At 56.6% G+C, this 24139-nt stretch carries 20 protein-coding genes and 4 pseudogenes; 10 read left to right on the top strand and 14 right to left on the bottom strand.

Features of this window, described 5'->3' with window-relative positions:
* The first annotated feature begins 32 nt into the window (after positions 1-32).
* Both IAI51_RS19035 and IAI51_RS19030 read left to right on the top strand, forming a co-directional pair.
* A complete protein-coding gene (locus IAI51_RS19035; protein ID WP_187679880.1) occupies positions 33-1145 on the top strand; it encodes a succinylglutamate desuccinylase/aspartoacylase family protein in 1113 nt (370 codons plus the stop codon).
* A gap of 69 nt (positions 1146-1214) precedes the next feature.
* A complete protein-coding gene (locus tag IAI51_RS19030) occupies positions 1215-2138 on the top strand; it encodes a MurR/RpiR family transcriptional regulator (protein WP_187679879.1) in 924 nt (307 codons plus the stop codon).
* Between the two features lie 22 nt (positions 2139-2160).
* Here IAI51_RS19030 and IAI51_RS19025 read toward each other — a convergent pair whose 3' ends face one another.
* Complete coding sequence (locus tag IAI51_RS19025; protein WP_222944213.1) at positions 2161-3237, bottom strand: LysR family transcriptional regulator; 1077 nt, start codon at positions 3235-3237, stop codon at positions 2161-2163.
* 58 nt (positions 3238-3295) lie between these two features.
* Here IAI51_RS19025 and IAI51_RS19020 point away from each other — a divergent pair, with 58 nt between their 5' ends.
* The gene (locus IAI51_RS19020) at positions 3296-4522 is read left to right on the top strand and encodes an aminotransferase class III-fold pyridoxal phosphate-dependent enzyme (RefSeq protein WP_187679878.1); all 1227 of its coding nucleotides are present in this window, start codon (positions 3296-3298) and stop codon (positions 4520-4522) included.
* Positions 4523-4946: 424 nt separating this feature from the next.
* Here the strand turns inward: IAI51_RS19020 and IAI51_RS19015 are convergent, their stop codons facing one another.
* Positions 4947-5663 carry a dienelactone hydrolase family protein gene (locus tag IAI51_RS19015; RefSeq protein WP_262410366.1) on the bottom strand — a complete coding sequence of 239 codons (717 nt, stop codon included), beginning with the start codon at positions 5661-5663 and terminating at the stop codon, positions 4947-4949.
* Between the two features lie 365 nt (positions 5664-6028).
* Positions 6029-6808 carry an SDR family NAD(P)-dependent oxidoreductase gene (locus tag IAI51_RS19010; RefSeq protein ID WP_187679877.1) on the bottom strand — a complete coding sequence of 260 codons (780 nt, stop codon included), beginning with the start codon at positions 6806-6808 and terminating at the stop codon, positions 6029-6031.
* A gap of 61 nt (positions 6809-6869) precedes the next feature.
* On the opposite strand from IAI51_RS19010, the pseudogene IAI51_RS28340 reads away from it, so the two are divergent.
* Positions 6870-7094 (top strand): annotated as a pseudogene (locus IAI51_RS28340) (hypothetical protein); the annotation flags it as partial.
* Here IAI51_RS28340 and IAI51_RS19005 read toward each other — a convergent pair.
* The 7 genes and pseudogenes from IAI51_RS19005 to IAI51_RS18985 all read right to left on the bottom strand — a co-directional run bounded on the left by IAI51_RS19005 (position 7007) and on the right by IAI51_RS18985 (position 11265).
* The gene (locus IAI51_RS19005) at positions 7007-7672 is read right to left on the bottom strand and encodes an alpha/beta fold hydrolase (protein ID WP_187679891.1); all 666 of its coding nucleotides are present in this window, start codon (positions 7670-7672) and stop codon (positions 7007-7009) included. The pseudogene IAI51_RS28340 and the gene IAI51_RS19005 sit on opposite strands and share 88 nt — an antisense overlap.
* A gap of 435 nt (positions 7673-8107) precedes the next feature.
* Positions 8108-8224, bottom strand: a pseudogene (locus IAI51_RS28335) (hypothetical protein); the annotation flags it as partial.
* A gap of 78 nt (positions 8225-8302) precedes the next feature.
* Positions 8303-8410, bottom strand: a pseudogene (locus IAI51_RS28330) (KUP/HAK/KT family potassium transporter); the annotation flags it as partial.
* A gap of 102 nt (positions 8411-8512) precedes the next feature.
* A complete protein-coding gene (locus IAI51_RS18995) occupies positions 8513-9832 on the bottom strand; it encodes an AarF/ABC1/UbiB kinase family protein (RefSeq protein WP_316249778.1) in 1320 nt (439 codons plus the stop codon).
* Entirely contained in the window at positions 9829-10293 is a 465-nt protein-coding gene (locus IAI51_RS18990; protein ID WP_187679889.1) for a DUF3429 domain-containing protein, read from the bottom strand. Before IAI51_RS18990 ends, IAI51_RS18995 begins: the two co-directional genes overlap by 4 nt.
* Positions 10294-10453: 160 nt before the next feature.
* A pseudogene (locus IAI51_RS27995) lies at positions 10454-10651 on the bottom strand (integrase); the annotation flags it as partial.
* Positions 10652-10833: 182 nt separating this feature from the next.
* A complete protein-coding gene (locus IAI51_RS18985; protein WP_187679876.1) occupies positions 10834-11265 on the bottom strand; it encodes a hypothetical protein in 432 nt (143 codons plus the stop codon).
* A 450-nt stretch (positions 11266-11715) separates the two neighbouring features.
* Here IAI51_RS18985 and IAI51_RS18980 point away from each other — a divergent pair, with 450 nt between their 5' ends.
* Both IAI51_RS18980 and IAI51_RS18975 read left to right on the top strand, forming a co-directional pair.
* Complete coding sequence (locus IAI51_RS18980; protein ID WP_187679875.1) at positions 11716-12813, top strand: carboxynorspermidine decarboxylase; 1098 nt, start codon at positions 11716-11718, stop codon at positions 12811-12813.
* A 28-nt stretch (positions 12814-12841) separates the two neighbouring features.
* Entirely contained in the window at positions 12842-14086 is a 1245-nt protein-coding gene (locus tag IAI51_RS18975) for a saccharopine dehydrogenase family protein (RefSeq protein WP_187679874.1), read from the top strand.
* Positions 14087-14232: 146 nt separating this feature from the next.
* Here the strand turns inward: IAI51_RS18975 and IAI51_RS18970 are convergent, their stop codons facing one another.
* Positions 14233-14631: a nuclear transport factor 2 family protein gene (locus IAI51_RS18970; RefSeq protein WP_187679873.1), complete on the bottom strand. Its 399-nt coding sequence runs from the start codon at positions 14629-14631 to the stop codon at positions 14233-14235.
* A gap of 187 nt (positions 14632-14818) precedes the next feature.
* On the opposite strand from IAI51_RS18970, the gene IAI51_RS18965 reads away from it, so the two are divergent.
* Genes IAI51_RS18965 through IAI51_RS18950 form a run of 4 tightly spaced genes read left to right on the top strand, consistent with a single transcriptional unit; the run spans position 14819 to position 20598 of the window.
* Positions 14819-16006, top strand: a complete 1188-nt coding sequence (locus IAI51_RS18965) for an ABC transporter substrate-binding protein (protein ID WP_187679872.1) — start codon at positions 14819-14821, stop codon at positions 16004-16006.
* A 10-nt stretch (positions 16007-16016) separates the two neighbouring features.
* Entirely contained in the window at positions 16017-16886 is an 870-nt protein-coding gene (locus tag IAI51_RS18960; RefSeq protein ID WP_187679871.1) for a branched-chain amino acid ABC transporter permease, read from the top strand.
* Positions 16883-19375 (top strand): branched-chain amino acid ABC transporter ATP-binding protein/permease, encoded by a 2493-nt coding sequence (locus tag IAI51_RS18955; protein WP_187679870.1) that lies wholly within the window; start codon positions 16883-16885, stop codon positions 19373-19375. The genes IAI51_RS18960 and IAI51_RS18955 overlap by 4 nt, the downstream gene beginning before the upstream one ends.
* Positions 19372-20598 carry an amidohydrolase family protein gene (locus IAI51_RS18950; RefSeq protein ID WP_187679869.1) on the top strand — a complete coding sequence of 409 codons (1227 nt, stop codon included), beginning with the start codon at positions 19372-19374 and terminating at the stop codon, positions 20596-20598. The genes IAI51_RS18955 and IAI51_RS18950 overlap by 4 nt, the downstream gene beginning before the upstream one ends.
* A gap of 19 nt (positions 20599-20617) precedes the next feature.
* On the opposite strand, the gene IAI51_RS18945 is transcribed toward IAI51_RS18950, so the two are convergent.
* From IAI51_RS18945 to IAI51_RS18935, 3 genes are all read right to left on the bottom strand, one after another.
* Complete coding sequence (locus IAI51_RS18945; protein WP_187679868.1) at positions 20618-21310, bottom strand: GntR family transcriptional regulator; 693 nt, start codon at positions 21308-21310, stop codon at positions 20618-20620.
* Between the two features lie 115 nt (positions 21311-21425).
* Positions 21426-22997 carry a gamma-glutamyltransferase family protein gene (locus IAI51_RS18940; protein WP_187679867.1) on the bottom strand — a complete coding sequence of 524 codons (1572 nt, stop codon included), beginning with the start codon at positions 22995-22997 and terminating at the stop codon, positions 21426-21428.
* Between the two features lie 136 nt (positions 22998-23133).
* Positions 23134-24111, bottom strand: coding sequence for an NAD-dependent epimerase (locus tag IAI51_RS18935; RefSeq protein ID WP_187679866.1), 978 nt, complete (start codon positions 24109-24111; stop codon positions 23134-23136).
* Positions 24112-24139: the final 28 nt, after the last annotated feature.

Here is a 24139-nt window from a genome sequence, read left to right as displayed (position 1 = left end):
CGACTCCCGTTTACCCTTTTCAGGAGTTCTGTATGGAGCATATCCTGCACTTGCTGCCTTGGGGCAGCCCAGGTATCGAGCGACGGCTGTCGGTTTTTCGTTTTGGTAGCGGCCCGCGAAAAGCCTACATTCAGGCATCGCTGCACGCAGATGAATTACCAGGCATGCGCGTCGCGGTCGAACTGAAAAAACGCCTGAGCGAGCTGGAGCAGGAAGGTCGCTTGAACGCGACTATCGAACTGGTTCCAGTGGCTAATCCGATTGGACTGTCACAGATGTTTCAAGCTACCCATCAAGGTCGATTCGACTTTTCCAGTGGCAAGAATTTCAATCGCGATTTCCCGTCACTTGCTGAAAAGGTCGCGACGAAAGTCACTGGTCGCCTGCGCGCAACGGTCAACGATAATGTGCGGATTATCAGAGCAGCCATGCATGAGGTGCTGGCAGAACTGCCGCAGGCGGCGTCAGCCCTTGAGGGACTGCAACGCCTCTTACTCACTCACGCCTGTGACGCCGACGTAGTGCTCGATCTGCACTGCGATTTTGAATCTGTTTTATTGCTTTACAGCCTGCCGCAGCTCTGGGATGGGCTGACGCCACTGGCGACTCGCCTTGGTGCAGGCGTGGCCTTGCTTGCTGAAGCCGCTGGCGGCGATTCCTTTGACGAAGCGTGCTCGACGCCATGGCTCCAACTGGCCAAACAATTTCCTGCGGCCGCCATTCCGATGGCGTGCATGGCCACGACAATCGAACTGGGCGGAATGGCGGACACCGGCCAAGTCGAAGCCGAAGCTCACGCCGAAGCCATCCTGGCGTACTTGAGCGATCTACAAATGATCAGCGGTGAGTGGCCACCTGCCCCCTTGCCTTGCTGTGAAACCACACCTTTCGCAGGCGCGCACTATGCCTATGCGCCACATACGGGCGTTGTATCGTTTCTCAAGCCGCTGGGGGCGCGTGTCAATAAAGGCGACCCGCTCTTTGACGTCTTCGATCCGATCAGCGACAGACACACACAAGTGTGCGCCACCACGAACGGCATTCTTTATGCCCGCGAGCGATTGCGTTTTGCTCAACCAGGCCTTTGGCTGGCCAAGGTCACGGGCAGCGAGCCCACCCGCCATGGAAGACTGCTGACCGATTGAAGCAACATCCCCGTGAATCCGCTCGCTTCAGATACACTGGGGCCATCTATCGACAGGCTGGCCTGACCTATGCTCCAACCTTCTCGCAATGCCACTGTTTATACCGCCCCCATTATGCGTACCCTCGCGCAGGCATCACCGGATCTGCAACCGTCGTTGCGCAAGGTTGCTGACTTCATTTTGCGTCACCCGTTAAAGGCCGCAACCCTGAACATTGAGGAACTGGCCCAGCAGTCACTGACGTCACCGGCGGCGGTCAATCGGCTATCGCGGGCCTTGGGCTTGAAGGGTTACACGCAACTGAAGGCGGAGTTGGTCTCGACCTTGCAAGACATGGTGTCGCCGGTCGACAAGTTGCGAGATGAAATGGCCCTGCGGCCCTCGGGGGACTTCGGCATGACCGAACAACTTCAATTGGCGGCCAGCAACCTTAGTTCCACGAACACCAACAATCCTTCGCAGGTGTTCGAAGCGTTTGTCGCGGCGCTGATTAGGGCGCGCAAAATCTATATTCTCGGGTTCGGAAACAGTGCTTACATGGCTGGACTCGCCGCGTCCAACCTGATCCCCTTCATCGCAGACGCTCAGGCAATCAGCATGGAAGGAGGCAACGAAAACGCCGCCTATCGACTGGCCTCGATAACACCCAATGACGTATTGCTTGCAATCTCACTGCCGCGTTACTCACAGGACACACTGCAATTGGCACGATTCGCCAACCAGCGCGGGGCAGCGGTGCTCGCCATTACGGATTCACCCGCGTCACCTTTGGCCAACATCGCCGATCACACACTGTTCGCGGCGGCAAATCATCCGGTGTTGATCAGTTCAAATTCGGCGGTATTGGCATTGATAGAGGGTTTGGTCGCTGCCGTGATGACGCGAAACAAGGAGGCTGTGCGCCTGTCTGCGGAGCTGACTGAAAGCGTACTTTCTTACTTGCATGTGTCGGCTAACAAGCCTGGTCCCAAGAAAAGACCACTCGCCCGTTAAGACCGCTGCCCGCTTCCTTGGCCTAACTCAAGGTGGCCAATCCCAGCTGTATAGGCAAACGCTCGGCGAGAAAATCGAACAGCTTGCGCAACCCTGCTCGCTCACGTTGGTCTTCATGGATCGCCAGCCATATCTCTAAATCGAAGCCAAATAACTCAGGATCCAAAGCAACCAATTCGAACTCCCGAGCGGCCAGTGCTATGTGGCATAGGCCAATCCCGAGACCTGCACGAAGTGCTGCCAATCGCGCCATGGCGCAATCAGAGCGGAATGCCAACTGTTCGATAGGCATCGGGAACCCCTTCGCCTGCCAATGCGCATGCAATCCGATGCGACGGTCGTAACCGATTAATCGGTGCTCCATAAGTTGTTCGCGATTTCGCGGCGTACCTTCCCGGGCCAGGTAGTCGCGATGGGCGTACAGACAAACTCTACTGTGACCCAGGATTCGAGCGATCAATGCGCCCTGTTGCGGTCGAAGCATGCGCACGGCGAGGTCGGCATCACGGCGCAACAGATCCTCTGTATGTTCAGCGATGGACAACTCAAGCCGGGCGCCCGGATTGCCAATTTGAAATTCAGCCAGCAATGGCGTCAACACCTCTACTCCGATTACCTCAGGCACTGTGACGCGCAGACTTCCTCCTGAGTCATCGTCCCCAGCACTGCGCTGGATGGCTGTCGCGGCGCCAGCCATCGCGTAAGCAGGTTCGCGAAGGCGTAACGCCGTTTCGGTAGGCACCAAACCTTCGGGGGAGCGAGTGAATAAATTGACCCCCAATGTACATTCCAAACGGGCAATTTGCCGGCTCACCGTTGGCTGAGTTGTCAGCAAGCGACGCGCAGCCGCGCTAAGGCTGCCGCACTCCAGCACAGCCAGAAAATAGCGGTAGAGATCCCAGTCCGCAGAGGTGTCCGTCGTTTTTTGCATAGCCACTCCACATTCATGAGCGTTCCTGAGCCGAGCAGCGCTGACTAAGGTGGGGATACTATCAGCCAGCGGAGTTGCATCCATGCCCACCTTGACCCCCTTTTTATTTGATCGATCGCGACTGGCCACTTTGCGCGCTAGAGAAGAGGCCATGTTTTTAAAACGCACCCCCCGCTCCCATTTTTTGCGAGAGGCTTCGAGGCAACATATGCCCCAAGGCGTTCCAATGGCGTGGATGGTCTCGCTAAATCGCTTTAATCCGCCTTTCATCCGCTCGGCCGCTGGCGCAGTTTTCACCGATGTCGACGGTAACGATTACCTGGATTTCAATGTCGCTGATTTGAGTATGACCATGGGCTACGGTCCCGCACCGGTCGTTCGAGCGGTTAGCCGTCAGGTTCTTGAGGGCGCGCAGTTCCTGCTGCCAACCGAGGACGCCTTGGTGGTATGTCAACTGCTTGCGGAACAAGTCGGCCTGCCCTGCTGGCAGTTCACTTTATCCGCCTCTGGTGCAAACATCGAAGTGATGCGAATTGCCCGGCATATAACCGGGCGCGAGAAGATCGTAGTGTTTGATGGGCATTATCACGGTCACATAGACGAGACGTTGGTCAGCCAAGGCGCAGAAGGTGTCGAGCATGAGCAACTTGGGCTGCCCAAGGGGAGCGCGAGCCAGACGCTCATTCTTCCGTTCAACGACTTGGCCGCGCTTGAGGAGGTATTGGCACGACGGGATGTGGCGCTGGTCCTCACGGAACCGGCTTTGACTAACTGCACACTGGTACGCCCAACTCCTGGCTATCTTGAGGGAGTGCGCCGCCTGACCGCTCAGTACGGCAGTCTGCTGTGTTTGGACGAAGCACATACCTTTCAATTTGCCCACGGTGGGCTCACAGGATCGTGGCAACTCAAGACTGACTTCGTAGTCCTAGGCAAAGGACTTGGATCGGGTATAGCGTTCGCACTTTATGGCATGACCAGAGAGATCGCTCAGCATCTGGAGCACTTTACCGACAGTGATATCGGCCCGCCGGGCATTGCCACTGGTGGCACTCTGTACGCTTCAGCCTTGGCGGTGAGCGTTGCCCGTGCTTGCTTAGAGGAAGTCCTCACCTCCGATAATTACCAGCGCATTAACCACCTCGGTGCACGACTAGCCAATGGACTGCGACGAGCTTTCGCTACTCATAACCTGCCATGGTTGGCATTTCAGCTAGGCCCTCGCAGCGGCTACTGCCTGACGAAAGAGCTTCCAAAAAACGGCGCAGAGGCTAATTTGTCCATGGACGCTGAATTTATTGACTGCCGGCGTTTGTTCATGGCAAATCGCGGAATCTGGGACGGCATTCTATCCGCAGGCCCTCAGGTTTCCTTCGTACATACCGAAAGTGACATTGATCGATATGTCGACGTCGCGACTAAGTTCTTGGAGGAGCTTTTCTCAGCAAAATGATGTAAGAATGAAATTCAATCCAATTGTATTAGCTTCACAAGAGTCATCTGCAACTGAAGATCAAACATTTGCTTTAAAATAAAATTATCACCTTGCGCAAGTTTTATGGCAAAAACCTTAATCTTGAATCGATACGTATATACGCCATATCCAACGGGTCGTTGAGTCGTACTTCAATGAACCCGTTGGCTTGGCTTTAATATAGCAGTCATAAAGTCAAGCTGGAAACTTCACTATTAATCTAGGAAATTCTAGCTGACGCGAACATCGTAAAATCCGAAGATCCACGCAACAACGGATGAGGCGTATAAGTGATCAGCTCAAAAAGCCCGCGAGCTATATTACTTACATTACGCTAAATCCGCGCAATCTTGCTATGATCCCGTCTTATCTGTCCCTGACCTGTAGGTAACACCGACTGCCCCTACCACAACGTCTTACCGAAAAATGTGAGCGTTCTATCCCAAGCCTGTTGAGCCCAGATCGCGTCAAACTGTGTTCCAGCAATACGACCAGTCCCTACCGCCGTTTCATTAGCAAATGCGTGGTGAGCAAGGTATCGATAGAACTCTACATCCACCCCGCCGTCGCGCAGCTTCGCTTCAAGTTTTTCGACCGTTTCAATATTGAAAAATACGTCCTGCGTAGCCCAATGCCCTATAACAGGCACGGTTATTTTGGAAGCATCCAATGCTTCGAGAGGTGGAAATCCATACCAAACGACGCCCGAGGACAGGTCAGCGATGCTGCTGAGGGCGAGCCACGTCAGCGCTCCGCCCATGCAATAGCCCGTTACGCCTATCTTGCTGGAGTAAGACTTTAAGTAATCAACGGCGCCTTGAATGTCTTGAGATATCGCGGTACCAAAATCCAGATGATCCATGAGGTGGTGAGCTTCCTCCTCTTCAACTGTAGACTTGCCGCGATACAAATCTGGCACCAAAACTAAGTATCCGCATTCTGCGAAGCGATCCGCGACATCCATAATCTGCTTATTCAGTCCCCACCATTCTTGGATCACTACAATGGCAGGGGCGCCGTCAGGTACTTGGGGACAGGCTAGATACCCATTTACTTTCGAACCGTCAGGACGTGAATAATCAATCATGCCGGACTGGCGTTTTTCCACATTTAAGGTCATTTGATCTCCGTAACTCTATGCTATGCAAAGCTTTTGAGTAATTTGATATCTTTTTGAACCACGATTTTGGAAGTACCCGTTCCGCTTCAGCGCCAAGAAAATACAGATCTGCTGGTTGCGAAAATATGTGAACCTTCGCAACGTTTTCGCCCGCCTCCGCCCTTTCATGAGTACAGCGACCTATGGTCTATCATGCGTCACCTAAGTGGAAACCAACCACAAAAGCGAAGTATTTCTAAAGCTTTCTGCCGATGGCTTTAAGGTCTGACCTGCATCCGAAATCGTATTAATTTCTTCTAGAATAGACCATAACGGAACATCCAATTTCCTCGACTCTCGTGGGGGGGTATCACCTCCACATCTATCTAGATGTGTACGCCGCCAGCTACCTCAATGCGCTGAGCGTTAACCCACCCAAAATCATCCGAAAGCAACCCTGAAATCACTGAGCTGACATCCTCAGGCAGTCCAACGCGACCGAGAGCGGTTTGACTGGCCACCATTTTGTTCACATCAGCGTTATCTCGCAAAATACCGCCACTGAAGTCAGTAGCAATGGCGCCAGGGGCGACAACGTTGGCTGCTATTCGGCGATGCGCCAACTCAACGGCCATGTACCTCGTGAGCGACTCGACCGCGGCTTTAATTGAACCGTAGGCGGCGCGATTCGGGATCGCAAATCGTGTCAATCCCGACGAAATATTCACAATCCTTCCACCGTCATTCATGAGCGGGACGAGAGTTTGTGTCAGCAGAAAAACGCCCTTGAAATGCACGGCGTACAGAGCGTCTAACTCCGCTTCAGTGGTTTGAGCAAAACTTGAGTTGGACGATGTACCCGCATTATTCACAAGGTAATCAAAGCGATTCGCCCCTAAGACTCCAAGCGCTCGGCTGACCTGATCAGCAAAGTTGGCGAATTGGCTAACGTTACCGGTATCCAGTTGAAGGGGGATCGCTTTGGCCCCTACTTCCTCTGTCAGCGCAACCACTCGCTCCGCTTCGACTTTGTTAGAGTTATAGGTAAATATTGACCGTATGCCCTGTTTTGCCAGGCAAATTACGGTACTGCGGCCTATGCCCCGGCTGCCTCCTGTCACTATTGCGATTTTGTCTGATTGCTTACCGGCATTTTCTATAGTCATGGCACATCTCGCGTTTTTTGATGGTGTAGGCTGATCTTAGGTGCGATATGCCTCAGCTAGGATGCCGAAAACTGGCGTTTATTTGCCTATTCTTGCTCCTCACCTCAATCGGCCGATAAACCGAGAGAACCCGAAAATGTCTCAGCAGTTGATAGAAGCAATCGTCGACTATACGGATCGGCAGACTGGGGACAGCCCTTACACCACTCCGATCAGCGACGTATTGATCATTCGCTCCGATCGAGTAAAGCGTCCCGTCCACAGAGTATTCACACCCGCCATTTGTATCGTTGCGCAAGGCGCCAAATGGGCAATGTTTGGCGACAGCCGTTTCGAGAACTCGGAAAGTTCCTCATCGTTTGAAGGCTGCTTGACCTGTCCGGAAAATACCCCTGCGGCTAACTGAGCGGCTGATGCATAGCGCAAGTCCTCGGCATTTCTTGCCAAAAAAGCTTGGGTGTCTTCCCCAGCACCGAACCCGAACAATTGGCTGTCGATCAACATCAGTTTGTTGATCCGATCCGGATAATGCTGGGCGAAAGAAAGCGCAATGGCTCCGCCGTTTGAATGACCTAGCAGTGAAATGGCAGGAATACCCAAGTAGGCCCTGAGCGCCTCTATGTCATCGGCCATCTCGTTGCTGCCCATCTTTGCGCCGTCAGCAGGGCGACCGGACTGACCGCTGCCACGGGTATCGATAAACACAACCTTGAACAGCCTCGTTAGGAAATTCATGCCTCGTTGCAGGTAGCCACTACCCACACCCCAACCAGGTGACACGACAAACAGCAGAGGTCCATTGCCATCAACGCGGTAGTGCAGGAGAACATCGTCCACGCGGACTGTATGAGCGCCTTGGCTCATGGCAGTTAAAAGATGATTTGATTCGGTATCTTGATTAAATGAACTCACAATATAGGTTCTCCTGATTTATGAAAACGAGCGTACAACCTGTCATTGACCACTGCGAGTGACGCATATGACCTCGCCTCCAGCTTGGTTGGCACTGTCCACAACGCGCGATGAAATGCGGGACAAGGGAGCACAATGGCGTACGCACAGTAAGATGTTTGCCGAGGCTTTCTATTCCATCGGAGGGCGTAAAAGGCAGTAGTTTATTTTTTCAGAAGACACGCTCTGTGTGAGCGATTCGCATACGCCAGGCTGCCTGATCGAGGGTTTCGAATGATCGGCACGGGTTGATGGATCAAGATGGATTCAGGTCCCTATAAATTTTCAGACCACACATTTCATTTTGAATACGCTTCATGTCTCTTTCGCTCGAACGTCTTATCGTTGATGGTCAGCCGGCCGGCCAGTGTCTGCCGGTATTGCGCCGTCAAAACCCGGTGTGGCCGGCTCGAGTTTGTCGATAAAGACGTCGACTACGCGCACAAGGTTAGTATCTGTGACGTAATAAACAGACCAATACCGGCGATCACAGTACAGGCTGTCTACCAGAAGAAAACTGAGCAGCATCGGGATGGCCAACTAGCGCTGCGCTTTCCAGAGGAACCGGACGACCGCCGAAGACAGAATGGTGGTGAACAACATGGTGCCGGCCACAGCTACCCCATAAGCGGCGGCCAAGGCACTGGAAGTGTTGGATAAACATTCGAGGGACCTACCGGATGGCCTGGCGCGTCAGGGAAATCGAAGCGGTTAGACGTAAGCCTGCCGGGATATTTTTCGTTCAGGAAGCGCTCAAACTACGTAAGGCTCGAACAGGCATCGCACATTCACCCTCGCCTTAAGCTTCGCAGCCAACATATACAACCCTCCTATCTTGCGATGCAGAAGCAGGACATCCACCGGTGGCGTGTGCCAGAAGTCGCGATCGGTACCCAGTTGCCAACCTGCATCGCGCAAGCGTCCTGCGAGGTCGGACATCGCAAAGTCATAGGCGCCTTGATGCCGCAATGGCTCGCAGGCCTGGGAGATGAGGTCAGTCAGCAATAACCGATGCTTGGGCAGGGTTTCATGCTGAAAGTAGCCGACATCCAGCGCTGCGTCAGTGATGGCGGCGCGGTCTTCACGCAGGCCTGCAACTAACAGTTTCCGAAATGCCTCGGTGCTGTTGCGTCTATAAAGGCGCGTGGCACCGAAGTCGAGCAGCACTATCTGCCCGGTTTCCTGCTGATAACGGTAATTGGCAAAGTTGGGGTCAGTCTGGACGCACTGAAACTCAAAGACCTCGCGCAGAAACAGAGCAAACAGCAATGTGATGATCCGGTCGCGCTCTGTCTGTGGCGCGTGTTCAAGGCTCTCCAATGCGACGCCGTCGGCGAAGGACATCACCAGAATGTTTGACGTACTGAACTCGGCATACCAACGAGGAACCAGAAAGTCCGGACTATCGGCTAACAGTTGATGGAAGCGCTGTAAGTGCATGGCTTCTTGTAGGTAATCGGCTTCATTATGCAGTTGAAGCTTGGCCTCTTGGAGCAGTGGTGCGACGTCCATGCCGTGAGGCAGCAGCCCGGACATGCGCAGCAAAGTAGCGACGTTATCCACATCGCTGGAAATACTTTCGCGCACACCTGGATATTGCACTTTGATCGCCAGACGCTGGCCGTCTTTGCCTTGCGCAGCATGAACCTGGCCGATGGATGCCGCCGCCAATGGCGTGAAGGAAAACCGTTCGAAGCGCCCTTCCCAGCCCCTACCCCAGCTTTCGTCAAGGACCGCGACCAACTGACTCATTGGCATCGGATGCGCGTCGGAACGCAGACGAGAAAGCATGTCGCTAAGCTCGCTCGGTAACAAGTCACCCGCATCCATTGATAACAACTGTCCGATCTTCATGGCCGCACCACGCAGTTGCGACAGTTGCTCGGCCACCCGTTGCACATTACCCGGCGTCAACAGAAGGTCACTGAACGCCGGACGTTTTCCTTGAGCCAACTGCCGCGCACCTTCGGCCAACATGCCGCCCACCACGCCCGAGGCCAAACTGCCAAAACGCATCAGCCGCGACAAGCGACTGCCCGGCACTGCAGACGATTCGGGTCGACGCGGTTTCACGAATAAATGACTACAGCGATTGCGCCAATAAGCAGGCAAACGCTAGCCACAGCAGTCAGGCGCAATCGCATTGGCAGGTACCAGGCGTGCAGGCTCACAACCCGAACCAACTGTCGGTCTTGCCAGAAGTGGACGACAAATCCGACGATCAACAGCAAGCAACCCAATGACACCGGCAGTAACGTGCTGAGCCAAGCGATAAGAGCCGGGATGACGCTCCATATAAGCCGGTCGCGGCGCAGTTCGGCAGTCATGTTTTGCACTGACATGGCGAAGCCCCAGTGCAAGGCGCCGATGAAGCTCAGGATGACAGCGCCATAGTTGACCAGCGCCACAGCCCCAAACGGTCGATATTCTAGAGACGTGAGGATGAGTAGCGCGAGACCAATAAACGGCAGCAAACCGCCATAGCCCAGCAGGACGATATACCTTGGCGGCGAGATCGAAGACGACACGTTCATTTCAATTTCTTCCAGTGCCCGACATACAAGACTGTAGACCCAAAAGCTCAGACCTGATGCCAATGCTTTTCACTTGAACAGTGATTCAGTCCTTTCCTTGATTGACCGGTCCTGTTGGGCCGGATCGCGACGGTTTGCCATCGACCGTCGCAACGGGTGGTTAAACTTCCGTCTGTTCCGCAATTTCCAAGGGATCATAGACCTCGATTCCCAGGTATCTGACGGTGCTTTCAAGCTTCGTATAACCAAGCAGGAGTTGAACAGCTCCCGGATTCTTCGTCCTCCGATAAATCAGAGATGCTTTGGTTCTGCGTAGCGTATGAGTTCCGTACATTGTTGGGTCAAGGCCAATGGCTGTGGTGGGTTACCAACGTCCATACGGAATGCAGAACCTCTCGACGTAACGCTTCGATTTTTCACTGATCGGGTACGCGTAGCGCCCTTCACTCTTACCTTCGCGTTAAGCGGTTGTGGGCCGACAGCGCATCAGGAAGCATCGAAACCTCTACCCGCGGTCCGCTTGAACGCATAGTTAGGCCGCTAGGCACGCGGGATCCGTCTCAACGCGAGCAGCGGAGGGAAAAACACGGCTATGAAGACAACATTCAGGACAGCGTTTTGCCAGAACCCGGACCACAAGGAGTACGCAGTGTCAGGAACGGCCCAGCAGAGGATGGAAACAGTAACGACCCGACTTACTAGCAACGGCTGAAGCTTGTAGAAATAGCGGACCATCAAGAAGAGAGCTACGCCCCACCCCACAAGCACTGCACCAAGTACCACATGTAGCAGATCGATGTAGTTGACTGCTGGCTCCTGAAACCTGCTTATGGCCGACGTGTCGCGCATCAGCAGCGCGCCGAAGAACGCTCTCGTTCCAGCTTGCGACAGAATCATGAACGCACCAAAGGCCTGGACCGCAACACAAGCAATTTGTAGCCACCGGAACCAGAATTCGGACTTCTCTGACATAAGTACCACCTCCCTAACGACCTAACTATTAATCAGGCAACATTGCTGTCGCACAACGCATCTTGAGCTGACTGATAACATCCGTTGTCATGCAGTAAACACCTGATTTGCATAGAAGCGAAAATGGCAAACGCGACTAAGTCAGGTGAAAACGCGATATGAAAGGCAACACGTACCAAACCAGCAAAGGTAACGTAATGGCTTGACGCTACTGATCGGCCTCAAGACTGTCTAGCTAGGGCTTATCCCCCCTTCTGTTCTTACTCCGCCATTGGGCAGTCATCACCTGACTACCTTCTTACTAACGGCCGCCGAACGAACCTCATGTGCAGTGAATCGCGCCCTTTAGATTCATTAGCTCAATGAGTCGTACGCTCAGCTCTTTCGATATGGAGTCAGTCCGGGCACAATGCGCATCCTTTTTTGGCTGGCCTTGCCGGAGGCCTCGAAATGATCAAGACACCGTACTACCTCATCGACAAACAGAAACTGCTGACCAACATGCAGAAGATTGCCTATGTGCGCGAACAGTCCGGGGCAAAGGCCCTGCTGGCGCTCAAGTGCTTCGCGACCTGGTCGGTGTTTGATTTGATGCAGCAATACATGGACGGCACCACCTCGTCGTCGCTGTACGAGCTCAAGCTCGGCCGGCAGAAGTTCGAAGGCGAAACCCACGCCTACAGCGTGGCTTGGGCCGACGATGAGATCGAGGAGATGCTCGACAATTGCGACAAGATCATCTTCAACTCCATCAGCCAGCTGCAACGCTTTGCCAAGCGCGCTGAAGGCAAAGTCCGCGGCCTGCGAGTCAACCCGCAAGTCAGCAGTTCCGATTATCTGCTCGCCGACCCGGCGCGTCCGTTCAGCCGTCTCGGCGAATGGGACCCGGTGAAGATCGAAGGCGTTATCGATCAGATATCCGGCTTCATGTTCCACAATAACTGTGAGAACGGCGACTTCGGTCTGTTCGACCAAATGCTCTGCACCATCGAAGAACGCTTCGGTGAGCTGCTGCACAAGGTCAGCTGGGTCAGCCTGGGCGGCGGTATTCACTTCACCGGTGAAGGCTATGCGCTGGATGCTTTCTGTGCGCGGTTGAAGGCGTTTTCGCAAAAGTACGGCGTGCAGGTCTACCTGGAGCCCGGCGAAGCGGCGATCACCAACAGTGCCTCGCTGGAAGTGACGGTGCTCGACACCCTCTACAACGGCAAGCACCTGGCAGTGGTGGACAGCTCCATTGAAGCCCATTTGCTTGACCTGCTGATTTATCGCCTCAACGCCAAACTGGCACCGAGCGACGGTGAACACACCTACATGGTGTGCGGCAAGTCGTGCCTGGCCGGGGACATCTTCGGCGAGTACCAATTTGAACGTCCGCTGGCCATCGGCGATCGACTGTCATTCATCGATACCGCGGGTTACACCATGGTCAAGAAAAACTGGTTCAACGGCCTGAAAATGCCATCCATCGTGGTGAAGCAACTCGACGGAACGGTCGAAGTGGTGCGCCAATTTGGTTATGAAGACTACCTGTCCAGCCTTTCGTAAACGGACAGATAAAGGAGAGTAAAAGCAATTGAAAAAGAACGTTCTTATCATTGGTGCAGGAGGTGTCGCTAAGGTGGTGGCCCACAAGTGCGCACAGCATAACGATGAACTCGGTCGTATCGCTATCGCGTCGCGCAACATCTCCAAATGCCAGGCCATCATCGATAGCGTCAAGGCCAAGGGTAGCCTCAAACAACCCGCCGACATCAAAGCCTTCTCGCTGAATGCGCTGGATGTCGAGGCGACCAAGTCGCTGATCCGCGAAACCGGATCACAGATCGTCATCAACGTCGGTTCCGCGTTCCTCAACATGTCGGTACTGCGTGCCTGTATCGATACCGGCGTAGCCTACCTGGACACTGCCATTCACGAGGAGCCGGGCAAAATCTGCGAGACGCCGCCCTGGTACGGCAACTACGAGTGGAATCACCTCGAAGAGTGTAAAGAAAAGAACATCACTGCCATTCTCGGTGTGGGTTTCGACCCAGGCGTGGTCAACGCCTATGCTGCACTTGCGCAGCAACAGTATTTCGACCGAATTGAATCGATCGATATTCTCGACGTCAATGCCGGTTCCCATGGCAAGTATTTCGCCACCAATTTCGATCCGGAAATCAATTTCCGTGAGTTCACCGGACAGGTGTGGAGCTGGCAGAACAGCCAGTGGACCAGTAACACCATGTTCGAAGTCAAGCGCACCGACGACCTGCCAGTCGTAGGGTCGCAGAATCTGTACCTGACCGGTCACGATGAAGTGCACTCGCTGTCGAAGAATCTGGACGTGCCCAACGTGCGCTTCTGGATGAGCTTCGGCGAGCACTACATCAACGTGTTCACCGTACTCAAGAACCTCGGCCTGCTGTCCGAGCAACCGGTCAAGACCGCCGAAGGCCTGGAGGTTGTGCCGCTGAAAGTGGTCAAGGCCGTGCTGCCTGATCCGAGTTCGCTGGCGCCCGGCTACACCGGCAAGACCTGCATCGGTGATCTGGTCAAAGGCACCAAGGATGGCCAGCCGCGTGAAGTGTTCATCTACAACGTGGCCGACCACGAGGAAGCCTTTGCCGAAACCGACAGCCAGGGCATTTCCTATACCGCCGGCGTACCACCAGTCGCTGCTGCCCTGCTGGTCGCCCGCGGCGAGTGGGATGTGCAGCGTATGGCCAACGTCGAGGAGCTGCCGGCTGAGCCGTTCCTCAAGGCACTGGATGTAATGGGTCTGCCGACCCGCATCAAGGACGAGAATGGAGACCGCCCCTGGAACGGCGACGCCTAAGGCTCGCAACATTCAGGGGTGCTTCACTGCCTGCTCCGAAAACGCCGCTCATTGAGCGGCGTTTTTGTATGTATTTCTGAACATTATTGCGCTGGCTTCTTGTTCCTGACCGGTGACCCGACCTGTCGCCTCAACACTGCGTGAACTCAAGCCTTGGCTATTTCCGGCGTCAAAAGCCATTCGGCGCTGTCGTTCCAGACATCCATGTGGGTGATCTTGCCGTTGCGCACTTCGAAGCGATCCAGATAGCGATTACCGGAAAAACTGCGGCCATCGGACCACTCGCCATACAAGGTACCGTTGGAATACACCACGGTGTGATCACCGCGATCCATCCAGTCGAAGTTGCCCAAGGCTTTTTTTACCCAGGCATAACGGGAACCGTTGAACGCCGTGATGGCCTGTGGGTCAGGCATGACCCGGCCGCCGGTGAAAGTGATCTTCACATCGGCACTCATGAAGGTTGCGGCCCTGACGGGATCGGGCGCCATGGAGGCCTCGAGAAAGCTGCTAACAATCTGCACGTCTGTATTTGCCTGCGACATCGTCGAATCTCCTGACTGACAATTGATAAGCACTGGATCGACGCCTCTGCTTAGTGCAGGGCGCGTTAATTTGGCGCGTTTAGTTCAAGTTATTTGTGCCCCGTCACCCGGTTTTACTGGGGCGGCTGACTGGCATCCTACTTGCTAGCAATAATTATGCAAATGCTAGCAATCAGGAGAACGATCAATGGCCTTCCCGCTTTTAAACCTGCAGCGTCTTGTGTTTCCCGTGGCTGCCGCAGTCACGCTCAATGTGGCTTTGTTTGGTGGTGCCCAGGCGGCCGAGCCTCCGATCAAGGTTGGTCTGGTCGCAGCCCTTTCGGGTCAGTCGGCGAAGTCCGGCGAGGCGCTGACTCGCGGCCTGACCATCGCCATCGAGGAGGTCAATGCCAAAGGTGGCGTGCTCGGCCGACCACTCGAGCTGGTGCGCCGCGACGACGAAAGTAATCCGTCCAAAGGCATGCTGGCGGCGCGCGAGTTGGTTCAGCGCGAGAAAGTCACCGTGCTCTTCGGTGGGCTGGACACCCCGGTTTCACTGGCCATCGTGCCTTTGGCCAACCAGCTGAAAGTGCCCTTCATGGGCATCTGGGCCGCCGGCACGAAAATCACCGAAAACGGTGCTGCGGATAACTATGTGTTCCGCGTCTCTGCCGTCGACGAACTGGTGGACGAAGCGCTGGTGAAATACGGCGTCGAGAAAGGAATGAAGAAGCCGGGGATGATCCTCATCAATAACCCGTGGGGCGAATCCAATGAAGCGGGCTTCAAGCGCGCCCTGGAGAAACGCGGTCTGGCCAATGCCGGCGTCGAGCGTATCCAGGACAGCGATCTCGATGTGGTGCCTCAGCTCACTCGCCTTAAAAACGCCGGCGCCGACACCCTGCTGATGGTCGGCAACGTCGGCCCATCGGCGCAAGTGGTCAAGTCTCTGGATCGCATGGGGTGGGACGTGCCGGTGGTTTCACACTGGGGCCCGGCCGGTGGCCGCTTCGGTGAATTGGCTGGCCCGAACGCTTCGCGGGTCCACTTCGTCCAGACCTACGTGTTCACAGAACACAACAGCGCCAAGGGCGATGCAGTGCTCGCCGCACTGAAAAAAACTTATCCGCAGATCAAAGGCCTGGCCGACGTCACGCCCGCCGTGGGCATTGCCAATGCTTACGACGCTCTGCACTTGAGTGCTCTGGCCATTGAAAAGGCAGGCAATACCGATGGCCCTGCCGTGCGCAACGGCTTCTATGCGATCGAGGGCTATGACGGCCTGATCAAACAGTACCAGCAGCCGTTTACGGCACAAAAACATGACGCGCTGGGGCCGGACGACTATCTGTTCACTCATTTCGTCGACGGTCAGATCGTTCCACTCAAGCCCTGAGGAGTTCGCCATGTTCACCGCCGCCATCGTCACCGGCCTTGGGCTAGGTAGTATGTACGCCCTGCTGGCGCTGGGTTTTCACCTGACCTACGTGGTTTCACGCACCGTCAACTTCGCTCAAGGCAGCGCCATGATGGTCGGCGCCGTGCTGGGTTACACCTTTTGCATCACCTGGGGATGGTCGATGTGGCTGGCACTGCCGGCAACGCTGATCCTCAGTGCGCTGTATGGCCTGGTGATCGAGCGCTGGCTGGTGCGGCCGTTTCACAGTCGTGGTTCTCAGGCTTGGCTGATGGCAACGGTGGCCGGCGGCATTCTGGTCGATAACCTGGCGTTGTTCACCTTCGGCAAGGAGCCTCGGCAATTCACCAGCAGTCTGCTCAACGTCAATGTCGAGCTGGCAGGCGCCAGTGTTGGCGCGCTGCAACTGCTGATCCCCTTGGCCGGCGCAACCATCGCGCTCGCGCTATTTCTGGTGCGGCGCTATACCCGGTTGGGCAAGGTGCTGGAGGCCTGCGTGCAAAATCCACGTGCGGCCATGCTGATGGGTATCAACGTCAATCGGGTGGTTGCCATCGCGTTTGCCATCTCAACCGTCTTCGCGGCCCTGGCGGGTCTGCTGATTGCGCCCCTGTTCAGCGTCAATGCCGAGATGGGTTTGCTGTTCGGCCTCAAGGCGTTCGCCGTGGCGATCCTTGGCGGGATTACCAGCGCCGGAGGGGTCTTTGCCGCCGGCTTGATATTCGGTCTCTCGGAAGCGCTGATCACCCTGTATTTCGGCTCGGCCTTCACGCAGATATTGACCTTCGCCCTAGTGATTCTGGCGTTGGCGATCCGTCCAAACGGCCTGTTCGGCAGTCAGGCACTGGTGAAAGTATGAATGACTTCAAAACGCTGCTCGGCCCGGTGTTCATCGCGTTGTTGGCGCTGCTATGCGTTGTCATGGCGTTCACGCTAGACAGCTATTCCCTGTTGGTCTTCACCCTCTGCGCGCTGGCGGCAGTGGTCGGTGTAGGGCTGAATATATTGATTGGCCTGAGTGGCCAGATCTCCTTCGGCCATATCGCGTTTTATGCCATTGGCGCCTATGTTTCGGCACTGCTGACCATCGCGGGCTGGCCGTTGTGGCTGGCGATGCCGGTGACGGCTGTCGTCACTGGGCTGATCGGCGCCTTGCTGGCGATTCCTGCGTTGCGTGTCAGCGGTCCTTATCTGGCGATGATTACCATCGCTTTTGCCTTCATCGTCCATCACAGCCTGATCGAATGGCGTGACGTTACCGGCGGTTCCAACGGTTTGATGGGCATTCCGTTACCGCAGTTCGCCGGACTCGATCCGGCCATCCTCCTGGCACTGCTGGCCACTGCCTTGATGATCGGCGCCCTTGCGTTTTATCAGCGTCTGCGCCACAGCGGTTGTGGCAAAGCCATGCTCGCCGTCAAGGCATCGGAGATTGCCGCCCGCTCGCTGGGGTTCAATCCGGTTCTGAGCAAGACCCTGGCCTTCGCCCTGTCGGCCGCGCTGACCGGTCTGGCGGGAGCTGTGCTGGCGCCACTGTTGATGTTTATCAACCCCGAATCCTTTCCGTTCTCGCAATCGATCCTGTTCGTGCTGGCCGTCATTGTCGGTGGCAGCGGGACATTGTTCGGCCCTTTACTGGGGGCGTTGCTGATTGTGCTGGTGCCGGAATTACTTTCGGATTTCGCCGAATACCGCCTGTTGATTTTCTCGACCTTGCTTCTGGTGGTGTTGTGGATCGCCCCCAACGGCTTATTGGGTGCGCTCGCTCGTCGCTGGATCAAACCCACGCACTTGGTGCCACCAAACACGATCAATCAAGCGAGGCTGGCCGCGCATCTGCAAAGTCGAGGGGCTTCGAGCGGTTTACGCGTCACCGACATCGGCATTCGCTTCGGCGGCGTCCAGGCCGCGCAGCACGTCAATCTGCATGCCCCCGCCGCCAGCATCACCAGCATTATCGGGCCCAACGGTGCAGGCAAAACCACGGTGCTGAACATGATCAGTGGCTTCTATACGCCTGACAGTGGCCAGATCGAACTGCAAACCGCCCTCGCTGGTTTACCCGCCTGGAAAACGGCCCGCGCCGGGATTGCGCGCACTTACCAAACCACTCAGTTATTCGGCGATATGTCGGTGCTCGACAATCTGCTGGTGGCCATGCAGAAAGGCCGCCTCGGATCACCGTTCAGGCTGTGCAGTGCCGAGCAGCGCGACCTTGCGCTGGATCTGCTGGCATTGGTCGGCTATCGCGGCGCGGTCAACATCGCCGCCGAGGACTTGCCCCACGTGGATCGTCGTCTGGTGGAAATTGCCCGGGCATTGGCGACCGCGCCGGCGGTGCTGCTCCTCGACGAACCCGCCGCTGGCCTGAGCCGACGTGACACCGATGACCTGGCGCTGCTGCTGCGCAAACTGGCGGATTTCGGCTTGACGGTCATTCTGGTCGAGCACGACATGGCGTTGGTCATGTCGGTGTCCGAACGCCTGCTGGTGCTGGACGCGGGCAAGCCCATCGCCTTCGGTACACCGGCCGAAATCCGCCAGAACAAACAGGTCATCGCTGCTTATCTGGGCGGGACCGACTATCAGGCGACGCCCCGTGAACAGACTTGGGATGGCAGTCGCGACGCACGCTTGTACGTCAAAGATCTGGTGATCGATTACGGCGCAGCGCCGGTGGTCAACAAGGTCAACCTCGTGGTCAATCCCGGTGAGATGGTGGCGATCCTTGGCGCCAACGGCGCGGGTAAATCGAGTATCTTGCAGTGCCTGGCCGGGCTGCATCGGGCCGCCAGCGGCAGCATCCTGCTGGACAACGAAAACATTGAGATGGCCAGCGCCAGTGGCATCGCCGGTAAAGGTCTGGCACTGGTTCCGGAAGGTCGCCAGGTATTCCCGTACCTGACAGTGCGCGACAACCTGTTGCTGGGTGGTTATTCGCGGCGCGAAGCGTTCGACGCCGATGCCGAAATCGAGGCGATCCTGCGGCGCTTTCCGCGTTTGCGCGACCGCATCGACAGCCCGGCGGGCCTGTTGTCCGGTGGCGAACAACAGATGGTTGCCGTGGGACGCGGCTTGATGGCCAAACCCAAAATACTGCTGCTCGACGAACCGTCGCTGGGCCTCTCCCCTGCCATGATCGGCGAGCTGTACGACGCCTTGGCAGCCCTACGCGACGATGGTGTGACCTTGTTGCTGGTGGACCAAATGGCCAACCTTGCTTTGCAAGTCGCCGATCGGGCGTACGTGCTGGAAACCGGCTGCATCGTCAAATGCGGGAGCGCCGCACAGTTGCGCGGCGACGACGAACTGGCCGCCGCGTATCTGGGCGAAGGAGTCAGCGCATGAGTGCCCTGAAAATCATCAATGCACGCGTCGGCGAAAAGACCTCTGCGGACGCGGTGTTGTACATCGAGAATGGCTGTTTCGTCCCGGCCTTTCACCCGGCCACTACCGCATGGGAAACCCTCGACCTGCAGGGCCGCCTGTTGCTACCGGGGCTGGTCGAAACCCATATCCATCTGGACAAGGCGTGCATCATGCAGCGCTGCCATTTGCAGCAAGGCACGCTGGCCGAAGCAATTGCCCAGACTCGGGCGGCGAAAGCCGAATTCACCGAGCAAGACATCTATCTGCGCGGTGCACAGGTGCTGGACAAGGCGATTCTGCAGGGCACCACCTTCATGCGCACCCACGTCGAACTTGACCCGCAAATAGGACTGATCGGCTTCAATGCGATTCGACGCCTGCAGACCGATTACGCCTGGGCGATCACGCTCCAGATCTGCGTATTTCCTCAAGAGGGACTGCTCAACAACCCGGGCACCGAAGCCCTGCTCTGCCAGGCGCTGGAGTGTGGCGCCACGGTGCTTGGTGGCTGCCCCTACATGGACAGTGATCCTCTCGGGCAGATTCAGCGCCTGTTCGAACTGGCTGTAACTTACGATTGCGATCTGGATTTGCACCTGGATTTCGATCTGAATCCTGACGGCATGACCGTCATGGAAGTTGCCCGCTGTACGCAACTGCATGGCTGGGGCGGTCGAGTGACCATCGGCCATGTCACCAAACTGTCGACGTTGCCTCGCGAACAGTTGATGGAGTTGGGCCGGCAGTTGGCGGACGTTGGCGTGCAGGTCACTTGCCTGCCCAGCACCGATCTGTTCCTGATGGGGCGCGATGCCTTTCATAACAAACCACGCGGTCTTGCACCCTTGGCTCAACTGCATGCCTGCGGGGTGACCTGCTCGGTCTCGACCAACAACATCGGCAACCCGTTCACGCCCTATGGTGACGCTTCGCTGATTCGCCAGGCCAATCTGTTCGCCAACGTCAGTCAGATGGGCACTGTGCCGGAGTTGCTGCAATGCCTGTCATGGGTGTCCAGTGAATCGGCGCGCCTGCTCCGCCTGACGGATTACGGCCTTCTACCTGGTTGCCGTGCAGATTTCATCGTCTTCGACGCGCCTTCACCGGCAGCGGTGATTGCCGAGATCAGCCCGCCGTTAATGGGCTACAAGGCTGGGCGCCAAACGTTCAGCAGGCCAGCAGGGGTATTACTCAAGCCATAGCGTGGCTTGCGGCAATATTTCAGTCGCTCAACGCCTGCTTGAGGTTGAACTCTTCAGGCGCTGATTCTTCCAGAGCCAGTTGCCCTTCCAGCTCGTCCAGGTGTTCGATCATGACCTTGACTGCCTTGGCGTTATCGCCCGCTTCCAGCGCCGTGATGATTTCCTGGTGCTCATCGGACGCGCAGGACGGTACGTCGTTACGCTGATACAGCGCGACGATCAACGAACTGCGCACCATCAGGTTGGCGAGGATATCGCTGAGCACGGTATTGCCGCAGAGCTCGCCCAGCATCAAGTGAAACTCACTCAATTCCCTGACGATGGCGCGGCGGTCGGTGTCGTTGGTGGCTTTGCGTTCGTTGTTCATGTGACTGGCCACGCGCTGGCGCTGTTTGCGCATGACCGCCGGGGTGATCGCTTCGACAATGGCCCGCTCGATGGCCCGCCGAGCGCTGAATATATCCTTCGCCTCGCGCGCGGTTGGCTGAGCCACCATGGCGCCTCGGTTGGCTTCGATGGTCACGACTTTTTGCATGGCCAGACGCTGCAATGCGACCTGCACATGATTGCGGTTGGCTTGCAGCGTTTCGACGATCTGCGCTTCGATCAATCGCGTGCCAGGCGGCAGACGATGCTGGGCGATGGCCTTGTACAACGCATCGACGATGCGCTGGACCTCAAGCTGTTTGGCGGTGACTGTGGTCAAGCCCATCCTTTCCTCTTTTTCAAAAAAGGCCTCATCCCGTCGCGCAAAACGGCTGACGGTAAGTAATGGGCGGCATTATCCGCCAGCCGCCCGGGCGGCGGCAAACCTTGTGACCGGCAGCTCAGCTCGATTGACCGAGGCTGACGCCCTCCCCCCGGGGATCGTGCATGGCACTGCGGTGATCATCGGCGCCAATCGCGATGATCCCGGCGTGGCCGGTCATGGCGCTAAGTGCCGGAATCACTTCCACCTCGTGGCCCAGTGCGGCGAGTCCTGTGATCGTCGACTCGTGGATATCGCCTTCCAGCTTGAGGTTGTCGGTGCTGTCGAAAAAGCTGCGGCCGAGCAGAAAGCGTGGCGTCTGCAGTGCAAGGTCAATGGGTTGCTGATAGTCAATCAACTGCGTCGCCAGGACCATTTGCGTCTGTGGCTGGCCATCGCCTCCTTGCGTCCCGAAAAACCAGCGACGCCCGTCGTCGGCCAGGTAGCAGGAAGGGTTCAGGGTATGCGCCGGCCGCTTGCCCGGCGCCCAGCCGTTGACATGACTGGCGTCGGCATTGAACCCGGCGGCACGGTTCTGCCACAACACGCCGGTATCGCCCATAACGCAGCCGGAGCCGAAATCATGAAACAGGCTCTGGATCAGGCATGCAGTACGCCCTTGCTCATCGGTTGCGGCCATCCAGACGGTGTCGGCGGGACGACCGGGTTCGTTCCAGGGCGCCGCACGCTGATCATCAATCGCCTCCGCATAGGCTTGAATCTGCGCCGCGTGCAGGCTTGAGGTGAAATCCCGCTCAGACGTCAGCGGATCGCACAATTGCGCATTGCGGCGCAGCAGACTTTGTTTGATCGCTTCAACCAGGTAGTGATAGTAGAGCGCGCTGCCATTGCCGACGTCGGCCAGTGGCTTGTGTTGCAGCGCGGCCATGGCTTGCAAGGTATAGAGTCCCTGACAGGGCGGCGCGACGTTGTACAGCGTGCCCTGGCGATAACGCACGGAAATCGGTGCGGCTTCAAGGGCTCGGGTCTGAGCCAGGTCGGCGGCCGTCAAGCCGCAACCCAAGCGGTCAAATGCAGCGCCGAAGGCTTGCGCGAGTTCGCCGTGATAAAAGTCTTCAACACCGTGCCGCCCGAGATGGCGAAGGGTATTGGCCAGTTCTGGCTGGCGCAGAATGTCGCCCTCACGCAACCAGCGACCCTCGGTCTTGCACAGGTGATGGAGACCCGGTAGTTGCTCGATCAGCGGCTGGCGCAGGGTCTGCCAGAACAATTGCGATTGTGAGACGGGCGTGCCCCGCCCGGCCATGAATGCCGCGTCCTCCAGCAAATCGGCCCAGCCCAGTTTCGAGCCCCACTCATGCCGACTGATAGTCGCCGCTGTCTGCCAGCTGGCCAGGGCACCCGCCGTCGTGGCGACCGAAGCCGGTCCACGCAGGCTGATCTTGCCGGCCTCTGGCAAGCGCTGCCCGGCCTGCCCGATCCCTACAATGGTGCGTACCTGACGATCATGGATCATCCACAGCGCATCGCCGCCCAGCCCGGTCATGTGCGGAAAAACCGCTGCAAGCATGGCGCTGGCCGACAACATCGCGTCGATCGCGGTGCCTCCCGCGTCGAGAACCCGCATGCCGGCAGCACTGGCTTCAGCATGAGGTGTACAGATAACCGCGCGGCGCGACGTGGCAATCATAATCAAAGGCCTCTCATATTTTGCTAGCTATAAGTCAATTTATTGCTAGAAAAGCAATAAATGTGCCGGCTTAGCGAGCCTGAAAATGATGCAGCCGCCGCGATGTTCAAGCCTGGAACGGTCTTAACCGTCAGACTCAAACCTGATAGTAATCTCGATACCACTTCACAAATTGCGCCACCCCTGCTTCAACCTCCACCTGCGGAGAAAAACCGATCCATTCTGCCAGCGCCGAAACATCGGCCCAGGTATTGATGACATCGCCCGCTTGCATCGGCATAAAGTTGCGCTGAGCCTTTGTGCCCAATGCCGTCTCCAGGCAATCGACAAAATCCAGCAGCGCAACCGGGCTGCCGCGCCCTATGTTGAAGATCCGGTTGACGCCTTTGCCCTCCTTGTCGGCTACCGGAGGTTTCGGACACAGCCGCACGATGCTTTCAACAATGTCATCGACGTAGGTAAAGTCCCGCGCCATTTGACCATGGTTGTAAATATCGATCGGACGGCCCTGCAGGATCGCTTCGGTGAACTTGAATAGCGCCATGTCCGGTCGGCCCCATGGCCCGTAAACGGTAAAAAAACGCAGCCCGCTGGCCTTCAGCCCGTAGAGATGGCAGTAACTGTGGGCAAGTAATTCATTGGCGCGTTTGGTGGCGGCGTACAGGGAAACCGGTTGCTCGACCGCGTCGTCGACACTGTAAGGCTGCTTGCTGTTGGCACCGTACACCGAGCTGCTCGACGCGTAGATCAGATGCGCAGGCTGGTAATGTCGACAGGCTTCCAGCACATTCAAAAATCCCACCAGATTCGATTGCGCGTAGGCATCCGGGTTATCCAGTGAGTAGCGAACACCCGCCTGGGCGGCCAGGTGGACGACCTCGGTGAAACTGTGCTCATCGAACAGCGCCATCAAGGACGGCTTATCGACAATATCCATCGTGTGGAAACGGAAACCTTGCAGCTCGCTCAACTGCTTGAGGCGCGCCTGTTTGAGCGCCACGCTGTAATAATCGTTGAGGTTGTCGATGCCTATTACTGTGTGGCCGTCCAGAGTCAATCGTTTGACCGTGTGATATCCAATAAAGCCCGCAGCACCTGTCACAAGAACGGTCATAGTCCCTGCTCCAATCAACTCAATAGGT

The organism is Pseudomonas sp. N40(2020), from assembly GCF_014472415.1.
Taxonomy (GTDB): Bacteria; Pseudomonadota; Gammaproteobacteria; order Pseudomonadales; family Pseudomonadaceae; genus Aquipseudomonas.
This window is presented reverse-complemented; position numbering and strand designations above follow the sequence as displayed.